Below are 16,484 nucleotides of genomic sequence, written 5' to 3' on the forward strand. Positions count from 1 at the left end.
TGCGGTGGGATTCGTGTGACCGGCACGCGGGAGTGCTCTGCGGGGGATCAGCCGGTGGGGCCGGGTGGGGCGTCCGCGTGGTCGCGCCGTACCGCTGCTGTGATGCGGAAGCCGCTGCGTGGCCGGGTGGGGACGCGGCCGAGCGGGATGGTGAGGTCTTGGTCCGGGACCTTGTAATCGAGGCGGGCGAGGCGGAGGCTGAGGGCTTCGAGCAGGGCGAGGGTGATGGCTTCGCCGGGGCACCGGTGTCCGGTCGTCGGGTCGCCGCCGCCCTGGGGGATGAGTTCGTCGCGTTCGACGGGGTGGGCGAGGAAGCGATCGGGCCGGAAGGTGTAGGGGTCGCCCCATAGCTGGGCGTCGTGGTTCTGCCCGTAGAGATCGAGCAGGACAAGTCCGCCTTCGGGGATGTGTTCGCCGTGCCAGGACAGGTCAGTGGCTGCCCGGCCTCCGGTGAACGGTGCGAAGGGGTAGAAGCGTCGCACCTCGTGGACGAAGGCTGCCGCGAAGGCCGTGTCGTCGGCCTGGAGCCGCTTTCGGCACTCCGGCCAGCGGTGCTGGGCGTGCCCGGCGAAAGCAACGAACCAGGCGACGGCGACGGTCGGGCGGATGATGTTGAGCAGCTCCACCGCGGCCGTACGGGCGTCCAGAAGCCGTCCGTCGGCGTCGCGGTGCTGCGCCACTACGGCGAGGACCGAGTCACCGGGAACGGCGGCTGTTTCGGCGCGCACGTCGTCGATCAGGCTTGCCAGCCATGCCTCGCACCGGCCGCGTGCCTTGCGGGCACGCCAGTGGCGGGGCCCCGGCGTGGCGAAACCGTCCACCAAAGCCACCAGATCCCGGGACACCGCTTCCACCCGGGAGGTCTCCAGCGGCACACCGGCCCAACGGCACACCCCCGCGGTGAGGACCTTCGCCGCCTCGTCGAACAGGACGACGTCGTCCGATTCCGCCGCCCATGAGTCGACTGCTTCGTCCCACGCGGCGGTGACGTTCTCCGCGAGGTCGGCGACACGGGCGGGCGGGGTGAGGAGGGACAGGAACATCGCCTTGCGTACGCGGTGGATCTCGCCGTCCAGGGTGTGGATCGCACCGTGTCCGAACAGGGTGCTGAGCACCGGCTCAGGCACGGCCTTGTGGCGGACGACGTGCCGTTCGTCGTAGAAGAAGCGCACCGCCTCCGGGCCCCGAAGGGCCACTGCGTGCCGGCCGAACACACGGGCGCGGACCACCGGTCCCGCGGCGCGCCGCATGCGGTCCGGAAGCCACGCGTACCCGTGCAGCAGCAACGATGCGGTGCGGTCCACAAGAGGAAAACGCTGGAAATCCATGGACGCCCAGTGCCCATAAGCGCGAGAGGAAAACCACCGGCTCCGCCACTCGGCCGAGCCAAAGCTGAAGCCCGGTCAGCGAGTCGCCAGGAGCTCCGCTGGCATGGGGACTGGCTCTGACGGCTCTCGCTGAGGGGCGGCTGCGCAGGGGGATTTCAGTCGCTGTTTTTGTGCTCACCGGATCCCGGCTCAGCCATCTGCCGGTGCGCCTGGGCCTTCGCCGTGTCGGGCAGCACCTTGTTGGCCAGCCCTTGCGCCTTGGTCTTGAGGGAACCGGCGACGACTTTGTCCTTGCCCGCGAAGAGGGCGTCCAGGCCCTGCCGCGCGACCTGGGCAGGATCGTCCTTGTCCTGTCTGCCGACCTTCGTGTCGTCCATGTCGGCGCGATGGAAGAAGTCGGTCTCGGTCGGCCCGGGCATCAGGCAGGTCAACGTAATCCCGGTGTCCTTCAACTCGTTCTGCAATGCTTCGGTGAAGGACTGCAGGAACGACTTCGAGGCGTTGTAGACCGCCTGGAAAGAGCCGGGCATCGTCGAGGCGATCGAGGAGGTGACGAGAATGCGGCCCTCTCCGCGTACGACCATGTCGCGTACGACGCGCTTGGCCAGGTGCACCGTCGAACGGATATTGAGATCGATGATCTCCAGTTCGTCTGCCAGGTCGGTGTCCGCGAACGCTCCACCCCTGCCCACTCCGGCGTTCAGAACGACGACATCGAGCGGGCGGCCCAGAGTGGTGGCCGTGGCGAAGAGCATGCCGGTCTCCTGGTGAACGCGCAGATCCGCTCGAACCGCTGTGACCTGCGCGCCCTCCGCGCCGATCTGCTCAGCCACCTGCTGGAGCCGCGCTTCGTCCTCGGCATTGACGACCAGGTCGAAGCCCCGCTCGGCCAACTGTTTGGCCAGCTCGAATCCGATGCCGCTGGAGGCGCCCGTGACCAGGGCGAGAGGCTTGTCGTCGCTCATACGAGGTCTCTTTCCGGTATGCGTCAGGACGGCGGGGCAGCCCCCGCGACGCGGTACGGCCCCGCCGGCCAGCGCGACCGGGGCTCCTGGTCAGCGCCCCAGTGCCTTGCTGAGCTGCTCCTTGGTCATCGAGGACCGGCCTTCGACGTTCTTCTTCTTCGCCTCCTCGTACAGCTGGTCCCTGGTCGGCCCTCCAGAGCCGCTGTGTGAACGCTGTCCGCCCCGCTGGGAAGCGGATTTCGGGTCACGCGTGGACGTCTTGCTCGCGGACTTCGACTCCCCGGAGCGGGCCCGTTCCTTGTTGACCGTACGGGCGGCGATCTCCTTCGCCCGCTTCTCACCGGTACCGCGCTTCTCGGCGCCTTCCTTGATGTGCTCGTACTGGCGCTCACGCTTGGGCTGGATCCTGCGGGCATCGCACTCTCCTCTTCTCGACGTCGAGTGTTCGACAGGCCTCCCGGCCTAGCCACATACACGGCTACCCCTAGCTCACTGGCAAAACCAGCCGCTCGCGATTCGAGAGCACCGACCGGGCACAATCCACCCCGCGCATCCGCTGCCCGCTACCGCTCCGGTGGACGCGGACGAGGACGCCATGACGGCACGCCTTCCCAGCACTACTGGCACCGGAGGCGCTGAGGGTACGAGAAGGCATTGCGGTCATGAAGCCGCGGTGGGCCGTCAGCCCTCGATGCCGGTGTCGTCGTGGGACGCGCCGACGGGCTTGGACTCGGGGGATCCGCGCTGGCGGAGGTAGACGGACAGGATGGCCATGGAGGCCACGGCCAGGAGCTCGGACTGCCAGTTCTGCAGGGTGCGGCTCCAGAAGTCCGCGGAGGACAGGTACTGCGCCCATCCCATCGGCGCCTGCAACTGGCGCAGTTGCTGCTCGTTGTAGGCGGCCGTGCCGGTGATGGACTGGGCGAGCCAGGACAGCAGGAACAGTGAGCCCATCACCAGTCCGAGGGAGCGGGAGAACACCGTTCCGCGCCAGCCGGTGCCTGCGGCCCAGCGAGGGGATGCGGCGGTGGCGTGTTTACCGACCTTCTGGTCCTCATCGGATTCGGTGCCTGCCTGCTGCGGTTCCTTGGACTCCGGTGATCCGCGTTGCAGCAGCCATACGGTGGCGAAGATGTAGAGGAAGAACTGCAGGTATTCGGACTGCCAGTTCTCCGTCACGTCGACGGCGAAGTCCGAGGACGCCAGATAGGCGGCGAAGCTCACCTGCTCCAGGTCGTCGGTGGCCAGCTGGTTGTTGAACTCGGCGTGTCCGGCTACCGCCTGCCCTACCAGGGCCAGGAGGAACGCGATGCCGAAGGCCAGGGTCAGACTGTTGTCACGCAGGAAGCGGCGCATCATCCGCCTACCCCTTTCTCCCGTCGCCTTCGCCCAGGTGGGGCCGGCGGGCGGATCACCACGCAGGCGTTCATCGCTGCATCAGTCCGATCGCGCCGAAGTAGGCGAGTCCGCCGAGTACGACGGCCAGGCACAGCAGGAACATCGTCCGCATCGCCGCTCACCCGCCCTTGACCGTGCACTGGTAGGGCTGGCCCGGTTCGGGCAGGCATCCGGCCGCGACAACCTTCCAGCCTGTCCCGAACTGGGAGAGGAACAGCGTGTCGCCCTCGGCCACCACGCGGGCCTGGCGCCCGTAGACGTCGATCGAACGCGGTTCACCCGCTTCGGGAAGATCCTGGTCCGTGATGACCTCGAGGCAGGGCCGCTCCTGCGAGTCTTCGAGCTCACTGCGCGTCCCGGGCGCCAGCGCCTCGCACAACGCGTGCGCGTCCTTGCTGCTCAGAGCGGTCTCGAAGCGCTGTGCAGCAGCTGCGGCATCGCTCTCGCGGGCGTCTGCGGTCCCACCGCAGCCGGCGAGAGCCCCAACCAGTGATGTGGTCACCAATCCCAAAAGCCATCGGCGTCCAGGTGTCAGCTGGACGCCGAGCGTTGCCGGAGCTGGTGAACCACGACCCTGGGATGCCATGGGCCACGGATACCCCACAGTTCGCGATCACACGCCTGGACTCGCCCAGCAGGACGCAGCTGCCTGCTCCGACGGGTTGCGACTGCGCTCTTCGGCCAGCGCCCCGACGCAGTGGGCTGAGTTGGGCGGAACGTGGGAGGAGTCCGCACCGGGTGCGGGAGCGTCCGCGTGACGTTTTGCGGCTCCGCTCACGGGAACCCGCCGACGCGTCAAAGATCGTCGTGGGCCGTTGTCTCGAAAGGCGGGCCCGCAAGGAGGCGTCATGCAGGACCGGAACAGTCCCCAGCCCACCGGCACAACTCCCCAGGTCACCTCGGAGCCCCACCCTCCGTTTCCCGAGCAGAAGCAAGACCCTCCGGGCCTTGAGGCGGACATGGACCCGAGCCCCCGTTACCTGGGCGAACACTACAAGGCGGCCGGCAAGCTGGAGGGAAAAGTCGCGTTGATCACCGGCGGCGACTCCGGGATCGGCCGCGCCGTCGCGGTGCTCTATGCCAGGGAAGGCGCCGACGTCGCCATCGTCCATCTGCCGTCCGAACAGCGCGACGCCGAGGAGACCCGGCGTGTCGTCGAGGAGCACGGCCGCAGGTGCCTGCTCCTGGCCGGTGACCTGTGCGACCCGCAGTTCTGCCGGGACGTCGTCGAGCACACGGCCGGCGAACTCGGGCGGCTTAACATCCTGGTGAGCAATGCCGCGTACCTGAACAGCAAGCTGGAGCTCGAGCAGCTGACGGCCGAGGACTGGGACCGTACGTTCAAAACGAACGTGTACGCCTACTTCCATCTGGTCATGGCGGCGCTGCCGCACCTGAACCAGGGCGACGCGATCATCGCCACGGCGACGGAGGAGGCCCTCAAGGGCAGCACCACCATGATCGACTACGCCGCCGCCAAGGCTGCCCTGATCACTTTCACCAAGTCGATAGCCCCCCACTTGGCCAAGAGGGGCGTACGGGCCAACGTTGTCGCGCCCGGCCCCACCTGGACCGTCCTCAACGTCGCCGACCAGCACATGCCACTGGACGGGCTCGCGCAGGTCGGCAGCGAAACACCCCTGGGCCGGCCAGCCCAGCCGGAAGAGATCGCGCCCACGTATGTCTACCTCGCCTCCGATGCCGACTCCAGCTTCACCGTGGGGGAAGTCATCGCCGTGACCGGGGGGGAAACCGACACCCGCTGACACGATAAGCGTGGCAGCCCTGTGCCCAAGGGCAGCGGAGCCCCTGCATGCGGAAGCGAATTGATACTTGTCCGCTCAAGCCCGGTTCGTCACAACTAATGAGGGCCTGGGGGACACACGGGGCGAGCGCCCAGCGCCATGCGCAGGCGTTCCGCGACGGGCTGGTGCCGCTGGACGAAGCCGGGGTCTGACTTCTTGCGGCTGACTCCGTGTCGGTCGCGGTAGCGGGAAGCGGCCATGGGGTTGACGGCGTAGATCTTCCGGGGGCCCTCTCGCAGGGTGGCGACCAGCAGGCCGCGGCTGGTCTCGATGGCCATCGGGATGGGTGTCTCTGCGGTGTCGCCGTGTTCCGCCAGCAGGTCGAGCAGCGGCCGGTAGCCGTCCGGGTCGCCGTTGATCCGGCACTTGGCCAGCAGCTTGCCGGTGTCATCGATGATCGCGACGTCGTGGTGGGGTCGGCGCTGAGCGCGGTGCCGGGATTCCTCCCGGTCCGTTTCTCCGCGCCGCCCTCCCGAACCGGACGTGCGAGTTGGCCCAGCATCCGGCTCTCCACAAGCCCCGTTGAGCCGTTGTTCTCCTCAGCTCGTTGCGCTGGGCCAGGGGGACGGGATGGTCGTCCCTCGAGGGCGGTATCGCGTGGTGGCTACCGATCCCGGGTTGAACAGGACGGCGTGCCCGTCTCGCGGCCACCATCCACCGTCGCAGAAGCGGCGGCGGAGTTCCTTCCACCCTGCCTTTGGGTGCTTGCGCCGGAGCCATCCGAAGACCTGACGCCAGACGATCATGCGTAGGTATTGGAAGGCCCGGGCGGACACCCCGGGGCGGAAGTAGGCGGTCCAGCCCCGCAGCACCTGGTTGAGCCGATGCAGCAGGACTGCCAGCGGCAGGCTGACATTCATCCGACAGAGAACCTCTTCCAACCTCATGGGTGGTTGGGCTGGCAGCCCCGGCGGCGGGCATGAAGAAAGCTCCTGGTAGACGGGTTCACGACCAAGATCACCAGTCCGCCAGGAGCTTTCGCGTGCTTGTCTACCCGTCCGGCATCGATCTGTCCAGCCGCACTCTGGGGCATCTCTCCGGTCTTCTTGCAGGTCACCGCCGCCGGATCGGCTCCCGGTGGCGTCGCCTGACCTCCGGTCGGCAGGCCCTGCTCGTCCTGGCCCACCTGCGCTGCGGTGAGGTGTCCCCCGGAGTGTGGACACAGGGGTTCATGCTGCGAGTGTGAGTCTACGTTCCTTCTGGTGCTGCTGTTCGAACTCGGCTGGCGAGAGGTAGTTGAGGGCGCTGTGGCGTCTGCGCGCGTTGTAGTAGGTGAGCCACTGGAAGATCTCCAGCCGTGACTGACGCACCGTCGAGAAGACCCTCTGGTGCATCGTTTCCCTCTTGAGTCCCTGCCGGAACGACTCGGCGAGGGCGTTGTCATAACTCGAACCGACCCGGCCCATGCTCCTGCGGATCCCGAAAGCGGCACAGACCTGCGCGAACGCGGCCGACGTGTACTGGGCGCCCCTGTCCGCGTGGAAGATCATCCCGGTGACGCTGCCGCCCCGGGCCGCCACGGCCATCTTCAAGGCGTCGATGACCAGTTCTGCGCGCATGTGCGAGGCCATCGACCAGCCCAGCACCCGGCGTGAACAGATGTCGATCACGCAGGCGAGATACAACCACGAGCCGCCGACCTGGACGTATGTGATGTCACCGCACCATTTCTCATCCAGCTCACGAGCGGAGAAGGCGCGCTGAACCAGGTCCGGGGCGGGTGGCGCGAGCCGGTCGGGGACCGTGGTGCGCTTACGTCGCCGCAGGTGCCGGCCCTCGATTCCGTTCCGCCGCATGAGCCGCTCGACGCGTTTGCGGTTGACGGTGTGGCCGAATCCCCGCAGTTCGGCATGGACGCGGCGGACCCCGTACGTTCCTTTGTGCGCGGCGTGGACCTCACGGATCTCCGCGAGCAGGAGATCCTCGGCGGCCTGCCGCTCTGCGCGGGCCGGCGCCGCGGCCAGCCACCGGTAGAAGCCCGAGCGGGAGACCTGAAGAATCCGGCATGTCCGCTGGGTGCCGAACTCGGCACGGTGTGTGGAGATGAAGTTCCAGCGGCGGGTCATGTCTTCATCTCCGCAGCGAAATAGGCCGCTGCCCGGCGCAGGATCTCGCGCTCCAGCTGCCACTCCTTCTCCGCCTTGCGCAGTCGGCTGAGATCGGCCCGCAGCCGGATCAGTTCCTCGTCCCGGTTCTCCCCGGGCACCTCACCGCGGGCGCGGCCCGCATGCTCGTCCGCCTGGCGCACCCAGCTCCGCAGGGTCTCGCCGGTCACTCCCACGTCCGCCGCGACCGCAGCGTACGTGCGCTTGCCGTCCGCCGCGCGATACAACGCCACGGCATCGTTCCTGAACTTCTCCGGATACGGAGATCTACGTCCCACCAGGACACCTTCCCTTGGAGCTGCAAGATCCATTGTCAGAGTGTCCACACCACAGGGGTCACCTCAAGGCCCCTGCGGTGCTGCCCGGTGTATTGCCCTGTGAGGTTGGGGACGCGGCTGGTGGGTGGTTGGCCTTTGAGCGCGGTGTGTCCGCGGTGGTGATTGTAGGTGTGCAGCCAGGCGGGGAAGGCGTCGCGTCGTTCCTGTTCTGAGCGGTAGGGCTTTGCGTAGGCCCACTCGTCGAGCAGGGTGCGGTTGAAGCGTTCGACCTTGCCGTTGGTCTGCGGCCGGTAGGGCCGGGTTCGCTTGTGGGCGATCCCGGCTGCCGCGAGAGCATCGCGCCAGTCGCGTGAGCGGTAGCAGGAGCCGTTGTCGGTCAGCACCCGCTCGACGGTGATTCCGGCCTGTGTGAAGAATGCCTGGGCACGGGTCCAGAAGCCGGTGGCGGTCTCTTTCTTCTCGTCGGTGAGGATCTCGCTGTAGGCGAGGCGGGAGTGGTCGTCGACGGCGGTGTGCAGGTAGCTGTAGCCGGCGTTCTTGCGGGTCTTGCGGCCTGCTTGGCGGCCCAGGACCTTGTGTCCGCCGCCGTCGGGGATGTTGCCGAGCTTCTTGATGTCGACGTGGACCAGTTCGCCGGGCTTCTCGCGTTCGTAGCGGCGTATGACGCGGCCGGTGGCCCGGTCCAGGTGCGTGAGGCGGGCCAGGCCGTAGCGGGTCAGCACACGGTGCACGGTCGAGGGCACCAGCCGCAGCAAGTGTGCGATGCGGGCCGGCCCCCAGCGGCGCAGGACACGGACCTTGATGATGCGCCGCTCGGTGCGGGTCGGGGTCCTGCGCGGGCTGGTGCGCGGGCGACTGGAGCGGTCACTCATGCCTGCTTCGCCGAACGTCCGGTAGCGGTCGGCCCAGCGCTGAGCGGTGGTCGGTGAGGCCTGGAAGCGCTCGGCGGCCCGGCGCAGGGGCCAGCCGTCCTCGACCACGCAGCGGGCCAGGCGCAGTCGTCCGGTCTCGGTCAGGGGTGCATTACGGTGGGGCATGAGGGCCTTTCGTCGTTCGGTGGAGATGTCGCAATCCACACCGAACCCGGAAGGCCCTCACTCGTTCAAGTTCACTCTTCAGTGATCGCTGTCACCAACCTCCGTGGACAGAACACCTAGGGCGCCGTACCCACCAGCCGGGGCGGGGTGTGAGTGGGGCCCCGAGCCAGGCGCGGTTATCGGGGCCCGGGCGCGCAATCCGGCATTCGTGGGGTTGCACGCGCCGCCCGGTTCAACCGGGCCGGCCGGTTTCGAGTCACGGACCTGGTGGGGTGACGCGCGGCGCCACCGGGTTCACCTCCGCGGGCGGTGCGGGCGACCGGGTCCAGATGTTTGCCAGGGCGCGGCGGTCGCCAGCCGGGGCACAGGGACGTACGGCCGGGGCGCTGTCCACCTCGCAGCCGGCGTTGTCCGCGAACCGCGCGGGAGTTGTCCCGCGTCCGGTTCTCCGATTTTCGGGTGACTGCACGAAGGCGTGGTGGGTACTCAGACGGGCTCTCCTGCTTTGGTTGACGGGCGGCGGCCGGGGCACGTGCTCAGGTATGAACGGCGACCAGAACCTCCACCGTCCGCAGGCCCGGCCAGCTGACAGCAACCAGGCAGTGGAGGAGCCGGTGGGGACCGGGCCCGGGTCCGGCGTTTCGCCGGCTCGCCAGGACTTCCCGGGCTCCGTGGGCGGTACGGACGGTGCGGTGCCGGGCCGGCCGGTGCTCGCGGGCCGGTGCGTGTGGGCCGGTGAGGCGTATGACGTGACGCCCGGGGTGATCGGGGACGCCCGGCGGTTCGTCACCGGTTTCCTGGCCCAGCTGCAGGAGGACGGCTGGATCGAGGTCTCGCCCCGGCTGACGGAGATCGCCCAGCTGGTCGTCAGCGAGCTGGTGACCAACGCGCGCAAGTACGCGCCGGGGCCCTGTGCCGTCGAGGTGGAGCTGTCCGGTCCGGTCCTGGAGATCACGGTGTCCGACACCAGCCCGGTCCTGCCGCTGGTCCTGCCCGCCGATCCGGCCCGGGTCGGCGGGCACGGTCTGGAGATCGTCACCGCGCTGTGCGAGGACTTCGCGGCACAGCGCGATCCCTCCGGCAAGCGGATCAAGGTCCGAGTCTCCGTCGGCCCTGCGGCCGGTTAGGGCCTCACCCCCGCCCCTCGTCGGCGCTGTTGCCTCGACTGGATGGAACAGACGAATCACCCGGGATCACCCGCGGCAAGAGAGCAGGATAGGGGGATGAGTTGTGGTCCTGTGGATGATGCGGCCGGGCGTTCGGCCAAGGGATTGTGGCGTCGGGTGCTGTCCGCGCTGAACAGTCCGGAGCTCAGCGACGCCAGGCGGCAGGAGCTTCTCGCGCTGGGCGCGGCGGAACTGGCCTGGACCCGCACCGAACGCCGCCCGGCCACCGCCACCGATGTGCAGCGCATCGCGTTCGAGGAGTTCTCCCTCCTGCTCGATGCCCGGCAGGCACGCGCCGCACTGCAAGAGCGCCGCAGCGCCTGGCAGTAAAAAAGGGCGACATCTGCAGCCGCTCCCGTCGGCCCGGATACCTGGGCTGGCCCTGGGCCCGATGGCGGGGCAGGCTGGTGCAATGAGCGGTGCTCCGTTCGTGGTGCACCGGCCGTCTGCCTCGGGCGGCCGGCGCGTGAGTGTGCGCCGAGACGGCCGCGACAAGGCCCTGGGGCTGGCCCATCCCGACCATGATCTGGTGGTGTTCCTCGAGGCCGCCGGCGTGCCCGATCCGGAAGCGGCGATGGATGATCCCCGGCGGGTGGAGTGGCGCGGCGGCCACCCACATCAGTGGGACACGGCATAGCACGCCGCAGCGGCCTGGAGGAGGGGGTGAGGGTCCTGGTGTGTGCAGGGCCTTCACCACGCGGGTCCGTGGGGACGGATATCCACTCGCGTCAGCAAAACAACGACCATCAGGCACCGCGGTCACTGCCCGCGCGAAGAGCCCGTAGGCGACACGGAGCAGACAACGCGGCGCGTGCAGGGAAAAGTCCCACGGCCAGCGGCAAGGTGGGAGTGGCCAGCAGTCGCCCCCGGCTGCGGTGGCGGGCACCTTCCGGTCCGCATCTTGTCCGGTCTCCCTCCCCCCTCAGGGAGGCCGGGCAAGCAGGGCCGGGGAGTCTTCGGCCAGGGACAGCCGACCGGTCACCGGCCATCGGTTACCGGTCAGCTGACCAACCTGTGGAACCCGTGACCGGTCACCCGAAAGGCCGTCCTCGCGTGGACGGGCCCGGACACGCTCACGACATGCGACTGCGAGCAGATTGCCCTTCAGCTGACCAGGCACATTCGCACGGTCGTCGTTGACGTCCGCTCTGATGAGCGGGCAGCCCCAGGCTGTTCTGCGGCGGGCTGAGCGGCGCACGGGCCGGTCTGCAGATCACTGTTTGGTTACGGCAGCTCTTGGAACCGGCAGCCATCACCTGCTGTTGGTGCAGGTCAGAAGGGCAGGGCTCTTTCAGGAGTGGTGACGGGGCAGCTGGACCGTGGAAGTTGTTCACATTGTTGGACGAGCGACCAATCCGTTCCGTGGCTGGTGCCGAATAGTGGGCGTGAGGATCTCCGGTACGACCCTGGCCCGTGGTGGGCTTGCCGCGCTCAGCGGCTTGCTCTCCGGCTTCGCGGCGCTCGCCGTTGCCGAGCTTGTTTCGGCGGCGGTGCGGCCCGAGGCCGGACCTGTCACCGCGGTGGGCGGTGCAGCGATCGACCGCACTCCGGCGCCCGTGAAGGACTGGGCGATCCGTAACTTCGGCGAGGACGACAAGCTGGTTCTGCAGCTGGGCATTCTGGCCACCCTCGCCGCCCTGGGGCTTGTGCTCGGTGTGGTGGCGCTGCGGTATCGGCGCACCGGCTCCGCCGGTGTGCTGATCTTCGGTGTGGTGGGGGCGGCCGCGGCCGTGAGCCGCCCGGACTCGACCGGATTCGTGGACGGGCTGCCGTCCCTGGTCGGCGCCGTGGGCGGCGCCGCTGTGCTCTATCTGCTGATCGGCAGGCTCACCGCCCGCCGCCGCGCGGATACTGCGCCGGGTGCCGGCAACGGGTGGGACCGCCGGGGATTCCTGCTGGCCGCCTCGGCGGCGGCCGCCGTCTCCGGCGGTGCCGGTGTGCTGGGCCGCACCCTCAACGGCCGGCGCGGCCAGGACGCGGCCGCCTCGCGCGCCCAGATCGTCCTCCCGCCACCCGCCTCACCCGCCCCACCCATCCCCGCCGGGGCGCAGCTGCGGGTCGCGGGCGTCAGTTCCTTCACCACGCCGAGCAAGTCCTTCTACCGCGTCGACACCGCTCTGGTGGTGCCCAAGGTCGATGCCACCAGCTGGCGGCTGCGCATCCACGGCAAAGGCGTCAAGCGCCCGACGACCGTCACCTTCCAGGACCTGCTGGACCGGGAGCTGATCGAGCGGGACATCACCTTGACCTGTGTCTCCAACGAGGTCGGCGGCCCGTATGTGGGCAACGCCCGCTGGATCGGGGTGCGGCTGGCGGACCTGCTGCGCGAGGCCGGGGTCAAACCGCCCTCCCGGGGCGGCCCCGCCGACCAGCTGGTGGCCCGCTCGGTGGACGGCATGACACTGGGCACGCCGGTCGAGGACGTCATGGACGGCCGCGACGCGATGCTCGCCGTCGGCATGAACGGTGAGCCGCTGTCCTTCGTGCACGGCTTCCCCGTCCGGATGCTCGTGCCGGGCCTGTACGGATACGTCTCCGCCTGCAAATGGATCGAAGACATCGAACTGACCACGTTCGACGACTACGACCCGTACTGGGTCAAGCGCAAGTGGGCCCGCAAGGCCCCGATCAAGACCCAGTCGCGCATCGACACCCCCAAGCCCTTCGCCCGGCCCAGGGCGGGCACCGTCATGGTCGCCGGCGTGGCATGGGCCCAGCACCGCGGCATCGACAAGGTCGAAATCCGTATCGACGACGGCCCCTGGCGCCCCGCCGACCTCGCCGCGCAGGACACCGTCGACACCTGGCGGCAGTGGTCTTATCCCTGGAAGGCCACCCCCGGCGGCCACACCCTCACCGTCCGCGCCACCGACCGCACCGGCCAGGTCCAGACCGAAAAACGCACCCGGACCATCCCCGACGGCGCCAGCGGCTGGCACTCGGTGGTCGTCACCGTCGACTGACCAGGCCGGGCCCCTTCGGTGGCCAGATTCGCCCGACCGCCCCACCTTTTCTTCCCTTAAGCACAGTAACTTTTCGTACTCTCAAGGAGAAACACCATGAACGCCTTCCGTTTCCGCCGTGCCGCCATTGCCGTCGCCGCCGCCGTAACTCTGCCGCTGGCTCTGAGTGCGTGCTCCGACGACAGCTCCGACTCCGCGTCCGAGAAGTCCTCCAGCTCCGAGGCCCCCGCCGCGGAGAACACGGACAAGTCGCAGGAGCCCACCGCCGAGGACACCGCGATGACGGACAAGCCGTTCGGCCCCGGCTGCGCCTCGGTTCCCAAGGGCGGCGCGGGCAGCTTCGACGGCATGGCCAAGGACTCGGTGGCGACGGCCGCGTCGAACAACCCGGCGCTGTCGACGCTGGTGACCGCGGTCAAGAAGGCCGGTCTGGTCGACACGCTCAACAACGCCGAGAACATCACGGTGTTCGCGCCGACCAACGACGCCTTCGCGAAGATCCCGAAGGCCGACCTCGACAAGGTCCTGGCCGACAAGGCCATGCTCACCAAGATCCTGACCTACCACGTCGTGGGCGAGAAGCTCACCCCCAAGCAGCTCGAGAACGGCTCCTACGACACCCTGCAGAAGAGCAAGCTGACCACCGCGGGCTCCGGTGAGTCCTACAAGGTCAACGACACCTCCAGCGTTGTCTGCGGGAATGTCCAGACCGCCAACGCCACCGTCTACATCGTCGACACCGTCCTGATGCCCAAGTAAGCAAGAGAGTGGGGGCCGGCACGGACACCTGCCGGCCCCCGGCACCACCACCTCGTATCGCTGATCGCACGACGGGACCGCCGCACAGCCCCAGCCCGGGCTGTCCGGCGGTCCCGTCGTGCGATCAGCGCAAGGAAAGGCGGGAGAACCACCGCGCCGCCCAGCAACGCAGGCTTTGCGATCCTTCGTGGAACGGACGTGGCCACAAGGCATCCTGGGGGAGTGTCCGTGTTCCGTGGAGAACCTTGTCCTTCAGTGACTTCGGTGCAGCCGCTGTCATGGCCAGCCCCAGTCGGGCCGCCGTTGCCTGGAGTTCCCTGAGTTCCTGGGCGCAGGGCAGGCAGACGGCACAGTGGGTCTCCAGTGTTCTGCGTTCCTCGTCCGGCAGCGCGTTCAGGACGTAGGCGCCGGTCAGTGCATGCGCGTCGGGCACCACGTGGCCCTCCAAGCGGCTCGTTGTTCCAGTTCTTGAGGGGCGTTCATCGGGCGGAAGCGCTTTACGCACGCAGCAGGGCGCGATGTGTTACTTACTATTCGTTCGCCGCTGGCCAGCGGATTGGTCCCCAACACGACGGCCTTTTCGACGAGAGGCCGTTGCTCTGCAGATGGCCGCTGGGCAACAGCCTCTGCTCAGTACGTGCGCTGCTTGGCGTTGCCACCCAAGCAAGACACAGGCGCCTCTGACCGGGGTGGGGTCAGGCGGGGAGCGTCATGAGGGCCAGGGGTGTGGTGGTGGGCTGGGGCGAGCCGCCGGCGGGTTCTACGGTGACGCCCATGCCGGTGGCCTTTCCTACCTTCCCTTCCATCACCAGGCCGCCGTCGTGCCGGAGGAGGCCGGCCGGTCTCATCGTGCCGTTGTCGGCGAACCACAGCTGGTAGGTCCGGCCGTCGGCCAGATCGGGCAGACCGGACGCGAGGAAGACGGCGCTGTCCTGGCTGCGGGAGACGATCACGGTGGCCCGCGCACCGCCCTTGATGCTGCCGGCGGCCCTGCGGGCGTCGGAGGCAGCCAGCACCCGCGCCATGTCCGCGCTCCGCTGGGAGGCTTGCACGGCACGCTGCTCGGCTTGCCGTGCTTCCTGGTACTGCCAGGCCGCTGTCCCTCCGAACGCCGCGGCCGCTACGACACAGGCGGCCAGAACCAGGCGGGACATGTTCCCGGTGCGGGCGGTGCGGGCGCTCACCACCTGGTGCGGGGCGTCGACGGCCGCCGCCTGCGGGGGCAGCTGGGACAGTTGGGGTACTGCCTGGATGCGGGCCATGACCTGGTCCTTCATGCCAGGAAGCGCAGTGACGGTCACGTCCGTTCCCAGCCGGGCCGCAGTGGCGGTCAACTCCCGTATCTCCTGGTCGCACGGCGAGCACTGGCGCAGGTGTCGCTCGATGCTCTTTCGCTCCTCGTCCGGCACCGCGTTGAGGGCGTAGGCACCGGTGGAGAGGTGTATGTGTTCCTCGCTCATGCGGTTACCATTCCCATGCAGTCCCGCAGCCGGATCAGACCGTCGCGCATACGTGTCTTCACTGTCCCCAGGGGCGCCGACAGTGCGGCGGCGACCTCGGGGTAGGTATAGCCCTGGTAGTAGGCAAGCGTCACGGCCTGGCGCTGGAGCTCGGTCAGCGTCCGCATGCACCGCCGCACCTGTTCGCTCTCCAGCCGGACCGTGACCTCTTCACTGACCTGGTCGTAGTCAGGCATACACTCACGATGCGCGTTGCGCTGCTCGCGGTCGGTGGCCGCCTGCTCGGAGCGGACCCGGTCCACCGCACGACGGTGGGCCACCGTCATCACCCACGTCATGACGCTGCCCCGGCCGGGAGAAAAACGCGCAGCGGTACGCCACACCTCAACCATGACTTCCTGCGTCACTTCCTCCGACTGGGACGGATCACGCAAGACCTTGAGCACCAGTCCGTAGACCGGCCCGGCGATCGCGTCGTAGAGGGCGGCAAAGGCTTCCTGGTCACCGTCGGCGACGCGAGCCATGACATCGGTCAGGTCCGGCCCGTGCTGCTCAGCGCCTGTGACGCGCGTGATCCTCTTCAACGCGTACCTTCCCGTCGGGCGGAGGCCGCACGGACAGGCGCGGTGGGGTGGTCGCTTATGTGCAGCCGTTCCCAGCAGTACGGAGGAGTAAAAGCCACTTTTGTCAGTCTTCTTCCTAGCATGGGTGTGTAATCACGGACGGTCGTGGAGGCGTTTCGCCGTCGACTTCGGTGCCCTGAGGCAGGGCGAGCGACCCATGTTTCACCCTCCGGCCCGATCAGGCGAGGGGCATGGGGATGCTGCCTCGCAGGCCACCGTACGGTGTGCGAGAGACTGGCACACGCCCGCCGGGAAGGAACGCCCGAACGCACTCTTCCTCGCCTGCCCGCGCACCCAGGGCCTCACCTTGCTGACCGGAGGAACAGTTGCACTGTCTTCTGCGAGTGGGAAACCACTGCGGCGCTCGCCATCGGCGTAGTGAGGGGCATCGCGTATGCCGGCATGCGACCTGAGGCAGCCACCTCCGGTCCGTACCGACGATCGGAGGTGGCTTCATTCTCTGTGTCGGGGCTTGAGTGCAGCAAAAGGAGGATGCTGTGAGCGGTGACCGCTTGCGACCTCGGTGCCCTACGACCGGTCATCCTGTCGAGCAGGGCTTGTGCGGTGGGGCTTGTTGTGTTACCGGGGCGCGAGGAA

Annotated in this window: 15 protein-coding genes and 3 pseudogenes; 7 read left to right on the top strand and 11 right to left on the bottom strand. The window is 68.4% G+C overall.

The genetic code is table 11. From position 1 onward, the window contains the following. Nucleotides 1-47 precede the first annotated feature (47 nt). From BN1555_RS29120 to BN1555_RS29140, 5 genes and pseudogenes are all read right to left on the bottom strand, one after another. Entirely contained in the window at nucleotides 48-1,328 is a 1,281-nt protein-coding gene (locus tag BN1555_RS29120) for a cytochrome P450 (protein ID WP_093802137.1), read from the bottom strand. A gap of 155 nt (nucleotides 1,329-1,483) precedes the next feature. Next, the gene (locus BN1555_RS29125; protein ID WP_093802138.1) at nucleotides 1,484-2,293 is read right to left on the bottom strand and encodes an SDR family NAD(P)-dependent oxidoreductase; all 810 of its coding nucleotides are present in this window, start codon (nucleotides 2,291-2,293) and stop codon (nucleotides 1,484-1,486) included. Nucleotides 2,294-2,383: 90 nt separating this feature from the next. Then, a pseudogene (locus tag BN1555_RS40705) lies at nucleotides 2,384-2,709 on the bottom strand (plasmid stabilization protein). Between the two features lie 265 nt (nucleotides 2,710-2,974). Then, a complete protein-coding gene (locus tag BN1555_RS29135) occupies nucleotides 2,975-3,649 on the bottom strand; it encodes a DUF6766 family protein (protein ID WP_093803719.1) in 675 nt (224 codons plus the stop codon). A gap of 160 nt (nucleotides 3,650-3,809) precedes the next feature. Further along, nucleotides 3,810-4,193: a hypothetical protein gene (locus tag BN1555_RS29140; RefSeq protein WP_255306229.1), complete on the bottom strand. Its 384-nt coding sequence runs from the start codon at nucleotides 4,191-4,193 to the stop codon at nucleotides 3,810-3,812. Nucleotides 4,194-4,539: 346 nt separating this feature from the next. Between BN1555_RS29140 and BN1555_RS29145 the strand changes: the two genes are divergently transcribed. After that, the gene (locus tag BN1555_RS29145; RefSeq protein WP_093802139.1) at nucleotides 4,540-5,457 is read left to right on the top strand and encodes an SDR family oxidoreductase; all 918 of its coding nucleotides are present in this window, start codon (nucleotides 4,540-4,542) and stop codon (nucleotides 5,455-5,457) included. A 116-nt stretch (nucleotides 5,458-5,573) separates the two neighbouring features. On the opposite strand, the pseudogene BN1555_RS29150 reads toward BN1555_RS29145, so the two are convergent. Both BN1555_RS29150 and BN1555_RS41695 read right to left on the bottom strand, forming a co-directional pair. Further along, nucleotides 5,574-5,924: pseudogene (locus BN1555_RS29150) on the bottom strand (transposase); the annotation flags it as partial. Between the two features lie 111 nt (nucleotides 5,925-6,035). After that, the gene (locus BN1555_RS41695; protein WP_093802140.1) at nucleotides 6,036-6,383 is read right to left on the bottom strand and encodes a group II intron maturase-specific domain-containing protein; all 348 of its coding nucleotides are present in this window, start codon (nucleotides 6,381-6,383) and stop codon (nucleotides 6,036-6,038) included. 95 nt (nucleotides 6,384-6,478) lie between these two features. Between BN1555_RS41695 and BN1555_RS29160 the strand changes: the two are divergent. Further along, nucleotides 6,479-6,637 (top strand): annotated as a pseudogene (locus BN1555_RS29160) (IS5/IS1182 family transposase); the annotation flags it as partial. A gap of 28 nt (nucleotides 6,638-6,665) precedes the next feature. Here BN1555_RS29160 and BN1555_RS29165 read toward each other — a convergent pair. Continuing rightward, a protein-coding gene (locus BN1555_RS29165; RefSeq protein WP_093802141.1) for an IS3 family transposase occupies nucleotides 6,666-7,879 on the bottom strand; the annotation gives its coding sequence in 2 pieces (ribosomal slippage) (nucleotides 6,666-7,630 and nucleotides 7,630-7,879; 1,215 coding nt in all). Nucleotides 7,880-7,914: 35 nt separating this feature from the next. Further along, nucleotides 7,915-8,916 (bottom strand): IS481 family transposase, encoded by a 1,002-nt coding sequence (locus tag BN1555_RS29170; RefSeq protein ID WP_093802142.1) that lies wholly within the window; start codon nucleotides 8,914-8,916, stop codon nucleotides 7,915-7,917. A 542-nt stretch (nucleotides 8,917-9,458) separates the two neighbouring features. Here BN1555_RS29170 and BN1555_RS29175 point away from each other — a divergent pair. The 5 genes from BN1555_RS29175 to BN1555_RS29200 all read left to right on the top strand — a co-directional run bounded on the left by BN1555_RS29175 (nucleotide 9,459) and on the right by BN1555_RS29200 (nucleotide 13,804). Next, the gene (locus BN1555_RS29175; RefSeq protein WP_255306230.1) at nucleotides 9,459-10,043 is read left to right on the top strand and encodes an ATP-binding protein; all 585 of its coding nucleotides are present in this window, start codon (nucleotides 9,459-9,461) and stop codon (nucleotides 10,041-10,043) included. Between the two features lie 96 nt (nucleotides 10,044-10,139). Then, entirely contained in the window at nucleotides 10,140-10,412 is a 273-nt protein-coding gene (locus BN1555_RS29180) for a hypothetical protein (protein ID WP_141662897.1), read from the top strand. A gap of 82 nt (nucleotides 10,413-10,494) precedes the next feature. Continuing rightward, complete coding sequence (locus BN1555_RS29185) at nucleotides 10,495-10,719, top strand: hypothetical protein (protein ID WP_093802144.1); 225 nt, start codon at nucleotides 10,495-10,497, stop codon at nucleotides 10,717-10,719. Between the two features lie 739 nt (nucleotides 10,720-11,458). After that, nucleotides 11,459-13,045: a molybdopterin-dependent oxidoreductase gene (locus BN1555_RS29195; RefSeq protein WP_093803723.1), complete on the top strand. Its 1,587-nt coding sequence runs from the start codon at nucleotides 11,459-11,461 to the stop codon at nucleotides 13,043-13,045. A 96-nt stretch (nucleotides 13,046-13,141) separates the two neighbouring features. Further along, complete coding sequence (locus BN1555_RS29200) at nucleotides 13,142-13,804, top strand: fasciclin domain-containing protein (protein WP_093802145.1); 663 nt, start codon at nucleotides 13,142-13,144, stop codon at nucleotides 13,802-13,804. Between the two features lie 695 nt (nucleotides 13,805-14,499). Here the strand turns inward: BN1555_RS29200 and BN1555_RS29205 are convergent. Beyond that, entirely contained in the window at nucleotides 14,500-15,264 is a 765-nt protein-coding gene (locus tag BN1555_RS29205; RefSeq protein ID WP_093802146.1) for an anti-sigma factor, read from the bottom strand. Further along, nucleotides 15,261-15,788 (bottom strand): sigma-70 family RNA polymerase sigma factor, encoded by a 528-nt coding sequence (locus BN1555_RS29210; protein ID WP_093803724.1) that lies wholly within the window; start codon nucleotides 15,786-15,788, stop codon nucleotides 15,261-15,263. Before BN1555_RS29210 ends, BN1555_RS29205 begins: the two co-directional genes overlap by 4 nt. Nucleotides 15,789-16,484 lie beyond the last annotated feature (696 nt).

It is taken from the genome of Streptomyces sp. Wb2n-11, assembly GCF_001049855.1.
GTDB lineage: Bacteria > Actinomycetota > Actinomycetes > Streptomycetales > Streptomycetaceae > Streptomyces > Streptomyces altiplanensis.